Raw genomic sequence first — 5,107 nt, forward strand, 5'->3', positions numbered from 1 at the left:
GCGCGCCCACCACGCCACGGCCGCCGTGTACAGGGCGATGCCGAGCACGTCGAGCGCGACCACCTGCCAGCCGGCGTCCGCCGCGGTCTCGTCACCGGCGAGGCCGTCCACCACGGCGGCCGAGACACCGAAGGCGAACAGGTTGTTGACCGAGTGCAGGGCGATGGACGCCTCGAGTCCCCCCGTGCGCCAGGTCAGCCAGCCCGCGCACGCCCCGAACACCAGCAGGTCGGCGAAGCCCCAGGGCGTGCCCCAGCCGTGCGCGGCGGCGAACAGGGCGGCCTGGGGCAGGACCGCGGCCCACGGCGAGCACAGGAACGCCCCGGCGGTCTGCGTCAGCCAGCCACGGAAGACGTACTCCTCGGCCGCCGCCTGGAACGGCACCAGCACCACGAGCACGGCGAGGGCCCGCCCGAAGGCGGCCCAGCCCGCCCACCGGGCCGCCGGCTCGCCCGCGTCCGCGGGCAGCAGCGACAACCCGCCCATGGACAGCGCGACGACCGGCAGGGCGGTCAGCACACACAGCAGAAGCCAGCGCCACCGCAGCCGGCCGGTCACGGACGAGACCGTGCCCGCCCGGCGGCCCCCGACCCAGCGCACGGTCAGCAGCACGACGGGAATGCCCGCCGCGATGGCGAGCAGGTCCGTGGCCGTCTCCATGACGGGCCCGAACTGCGGCCAGCCGTCGCCGTCCTCGGGGTAGCCCATGGCGGACCCCAGGGCGGCGAGGACGGTCATCAGGACGACCATGGTGATCAGGTACGCCACGGCCAGGACCAGGGTTCCGGTCAGGGGGCGCCACCACCCGTAGCGCGTTGCGAGGCGGCCCAGGCGGTGGTACGGGAGCTGCTCGGCGGACTGGGGCTGTGTCATGCCGTCAGCCTGTACGAGGACACCCGTGCGCGGCATCGGCCTGCGGCACGACAGCGGGTCTGCCTCCCTGGTCGGTGTCTCTATCCCTGGTTGGGGGCGGGTCTCCGCCTCAGGGCCGGTGTCCGCTGCGCGCCCGGCCTCTACGCTCGTCGGCGACATGGAGACGATACGCAACTGGCTTCTGCCCCTGCTGCTGGCGGCCGGGCAGGGCGTCCTGCTGTGGTCCGGAGGTGACCTCGGCGCGCCGGCCCTCACCGTCGTTCTGTGCGCGTCGGCCCTGGAGACGGCCGCGCTCGGGTATCGCCGGACCGCTCCGGTGCGTGCCCTGGCGTGCACCCTGGTCGCCCTGGTCCTCGGCGGGTTCGCCGCCCCGGACGGCTGGCTGGGGTCGGGCCCGCTGATCGCGCTGTACTCCGTCGCCGTCCGCTGCCCCCTGCCGGTGACGGCGTGGGCCATGGCCGGCGGCGTGGGTGTCGAGTGGGCGGTGACCGCCGTCCAGCGGGGTCCGGGTGCCCCGGCGGCGGCCGAGATGGGTGTCTGCCTGGCCGGGTACGCCCTGTGCGCGGGGCTCGGTGAGACGCGCCGGCAGTGGCTCGCCGGGCGGCTCTCGGCGACCCGGCGGCTGGCCGGCGCGGAGCACGCCCGGCGCGTGGCCGGCGACCGCGAGCGCCACCGGCTCGCGCGGGAGCTGCACGACGTGAGTGCCCATCACCTGACGTCGGTCGTGGTGAGCGTCGAGGCCGCGTGCAGGCTTCAGGACAGCAGGCCCGACCTGGCCGCCGAGGCTCTGTCGTTCGCGGAGCGCACCGGCACCGAGACGCTCACGGCTCTGCAACGGCTGGTGGGGGTGTTGCGGGACGCCGACGACGCGGACCACCGTCCCATGAGCGCGCGGATCGAGGAACTGGTCGCGGGTTTCGGGCGGCTGGGCCGTCCGGTCACCGCTCGGCTCCCCGGTGATCTGACCGGCCCGGCGGCCGAGGCGGTGCACGGCATCGTCCGGGAAGCGCTCACCAACACCCTGCGGTACGCCCCCGGGGCCGCCGCCCGGGTGCTCGTCCGGCGGGCCGGCGGCCTGCTCGACGTGACCGTGGAGAACACGGCCCCACGCCTCGTGCCCCAGGGTGCCGGGGGCCTCGGCGCGGGGCGCGGTCTGGCGGGGATGCGGGAGCGGGCCGCCTCGGTCGGCGGCGAACTCAGCGCCGGGCCCACGCGGGAGGGCGGCTGGCGGGTCCACGCGACGCTGCCCGACGGTGCGCAGGCGGGGCGGCCCGCCGAGTCCGCCTGGCGCCGTGACGTCCTGCGCGAGCAGCGGTTGGCCGACCCCGCCGTGGCGTTGACGGCAACGGTCCTCCCGGTCGCCTTCGCCCTGGCGCTGGCGGAGGACTGGCCGGCCGCCGCCCGGCGGGCGGATCTGCCGGGGCTGCTGGTCGTCTGCGGGCTGCTGGCGCTGCACGCGCTGCCCCTGCTGTGGCGCAGGCGGGCTCCGTGGACCGTCTTCCTCGCCGTCATGGTGACGGCGTGGGCGGGGCCGGCGGCCGTGACCGTGCTGCGGCTGCCGTCCGAGGTGGCGCAGTGCCTCGTCGGAGGGACGGTCGTGGAGGTCCTCGCGGTGTACGCGGTCGCCGCGTTCGGGCACGGGCCCGGACGCACCTGGCCCGCGCCGGTAGCGGCCGCGCTCGGCACGGCCTGCGGGGTGACGGCCCTGGCGTGTGCCGACGGTTCGGTAGCGGGCGAGCCCGCGGGGCCCTTCGACGCCGTGGTGCTGCCGTTCGCGCTGTCCGTCGTGCTCTGCCCGGTGCTGCTGGCCGTGTGGGGCACCGGCCTGCTCGTGCGGCGCCGGCGGCTGCGCGCCCTGGCGTACGACGACTTCGCGCTCGCCGGCTCGCTGTGGCAGGCGGACCGGGCGGCCGAGGCCGAACGGCGGCGGCTGGCCGACTCGTTGCGCGACGCCGTGCTGACACACACCCGGGCGCTCGTCGCCGCGGCACGGCGCGGCGAGATGGAGGAGGTGGCCGGCACGGCCAGGGCCGCGCTGGCCGCGATGCGGGAGATGCTGCACAGCCTCGACGAGGGCGAGGACGAGGGCGGCGGCGAGGGCGGGGTCGGCGGCAGGCCGCTCGCTCCCTCGCCCTCGGCCGCCGATCTCGACGCGCTGTGCCACGCGCTGCGTTCGGCCGGCCGCGACGTACGGCTGCGGGGCCTGCCGGAGGCCGCCCGGGAACTGCCGCCGTCCGTACAGGTCTCGGTGTACCGGATCGTCGAGGCGGCGCTCGGCGCGGGCGATCCGGGACCGGCGCGGGTGACCCTGCGGCGGCGCCGCGGCACCCTGCGGATCACGGTGACCGGGGTACGGCTGGCCGTCGCGGGCCCGGTCTGCGAACGCCTTCGGGTGCAGGTCGCCGCCGGTGCGGGGCGACTCGTGTGCGAACCGGCCGGTACGCTACGGGTGTCGTTGCCGGCCGAAGCCGTTCCGGCCCCTGTGCAGGAGGTGTCCCCGTCGCCGTTCGCGTGATCGTCGTCGACGACCAGGCCGTGGTCCGGGCCGGATTCGCCGCCATCGTGGACGCCGAACCCGATCTGACCGTGGTGGCCGAGGCCGGTGACGGGGCGACGGCGGTGTCGCTGGCCGCGTCGGTCGGGGCCGACGTCGTCCTCATGGACATCCGGATGCCGGGCATGGACGGGCTCACCGCGACCCGCCTGATCACCGCGCCGCCCGACGGTCCGCGGGTGCTGGTGCTCACCACGTTCGACCTGGACGAGTACGTGTACGAGGCGCTGCGCGCCGGTGCGTCCGGTTTCCTGCTGAAGGACGCCCGCCCCGAGGAGCTGCTGACGGCCGTCCGCGTCGTCGCGTCCGGCGACGGCATCCTGGCTCCGGCCGTCACCCGCCGTCTCATCGACTCGTTCGCCCGCCGGGTCCCGCTCCCGCCGTCCATGGCCTCCGGGGTCCTCGGCCGGCTCACCCAGCGGGAACGGGAAGTCCTGCTGAAGATCGCCTCCGGTCTGTCCAACGCCGAGATCGGTGCCGAACTCGGCGTCACCACCGGCACGGTGAAGAGCCATGTGAACGCGCTGCTGTCCAAACTCGGGCTGCGCGACCGGGTCCAGGCCACCATCCTCGCCTACGAGAGCGGTCTGGTCGGTCCGGGCGCGGTCCGGCAGCGCTGACCACGCGGGCGTTTCCGTGGCCGGGCCGAGGCCGGGGCGCCGAGGTCGAGGTCCGTTCCCCGCCGGTGCCGGCCGTCCGCCTCCGGTGGGATGAGGACATGACTTCAGGAACGCAGTTGAACGGCAGGACGGCACTGGTCACCGGGGGCAGCCGGGGCATCGGCGCGGCGACGGCACGGCGCCTGGCCCGGGAGGGGGCGGACGTTGCCGTGACCTACGTGCACGGCAAGGACGCGGCCGAGGCCGTCGTGCGGGACGTCCGGGCGCTGGGGCGGCGGGCGGTGGCCCTGCGTGCGGACGCGGCGGACGCGTCCGAGGCGGCGGACGCCGTGCGGCGGGCGGCCGAGGAGCTGGGCGGACTGGACGTGCTGGTGAACAACGCCGCCGTCGGGCTGCTGGCGCCGCTGGAAGACCTCTCCCCGGCCGACGTGGACCGGGTCCTCGCCGTCAACGTCCGCGGTATGTTCCTGGCGGCCCGGGCCGCGGCCGCTCTCCTGCCCGACGGCGGGCGCATCATCACGGTGGGCAGCTGCGTCACCGCGCGCGTCCCGGGGCCCGGGGCCACGCTGTACGCGATGAGCAAGTCGGCCGTGACCGGCCTGACGAAGGCGCTGGCCCGGGAGCTGGCGGGGCGTGGCGTCACGGCGAACGTCGTGCATCCGGGGCCGACCGACACCGACATGAACCCTGCGGACGGCCCGTACGCGGCGGACCAGGCGGCCATGACCGCGCTGGGCCGCTACGGGACGGCCGAGGAGGTGGCGTCGATGGTGGCGTTCCTCGCGGGGCCGGAGGCGGCGTACGTCACCGGTGCCGAGTTCTCGGTGGACGGTGGATACGCCGCCTGACGCCGGCGTGCGGCCCGGCGGGCGCCGATGTGAGGCGGGACCGGCCCGTCGGGCGGCCGGGGTGGCCGGTCGGGCGGCCGGGGTGGCCGGTCGGGCGGCCGGGGTGGCCGGTCGGGCGGCCGGGGTGGCCGGTCGGGTGGCCGGGGTGGCCGGTCGGGCCCCGCCCCCGGCCAGGGGCGGGGCGGGGCCTGCCACTTCCGGGCGCCGGGCGG

General features: G+C 76.6%; 4 protein-coding genes. 3 read left to right on the top strand and 1 reads right to left on the bottom strand.

The genetic code is table 11. The annotated features are described in order from the left end of the window. Positions 1 to 873, bottom strand: an 873-nt coding sequence (locus GT045_RS23670) for a CPBP family intramembrane glutamic endopeptidase (protein ID WP_161335361.1), incomplete at its 3' end; no start/stop codon positions are given. A gap of 157 nt (positions 874 to 1,030) precedes the next feature. On the opposite strand from GT045_RS23670, the gene GT045_RS39950 reads away from it, so the two are divergent. The 3 genes from GT045_RS39950 to GT045_RS23685 all read left to right on the top strand — a co-directional run bounded on the left by GT045_RS39950 (position 1,031) and on the right by GT045_RS23685 (position 4,895). Beyond that, a complete protein-coding gene (locus GT045_RS39950; protein ID WP_161335362.1) occupies positions 1,031 to 3,388 on the top strand; it encodes a histidine kinase in 2,358 nt (785 codons plus the stop codon). Continuing rightward, positions 3,385 to 4,047 (top strand): response regulator transcription factor, encoded by a 663-nt coding sequence (locus GT045_RS23680; protein WP_161293250.1) that lies wholly within the window; start codon positions 3,385 to 3,387, stop codon positions 4,045 to 4,047. The genes GT045_RS39950 and GT045_RS23680 overlap by 4 nt, the downstream gene beginning before the upstream one ends. A gap of 98 nt (positions 4,048 to 4,145) precedes the next feature. Beyond that, the gene (locus tag GT045_RS23685; protein WP_161292157.1) at positions 4,146 to 4,895 is read left to right on the top strand and encodes an SDR family oxidoreductase; all 750 of its coding nucleotides are present in this window, start codon (positions 4,146 to 4,148) and stop codon (positions 4,893 to 4,895) included. Positions 4,896 to 5,107 lie beyond the last annotated feature (212 nt).

This window comes from Streptomyces sp. SID486, from assembly GCF_009865385.1.
Lineage (GTDB): Bacteria > Actinomycetota > Actinomycetes > Streptomycetales > Streptomycetaceae > Streptomyces.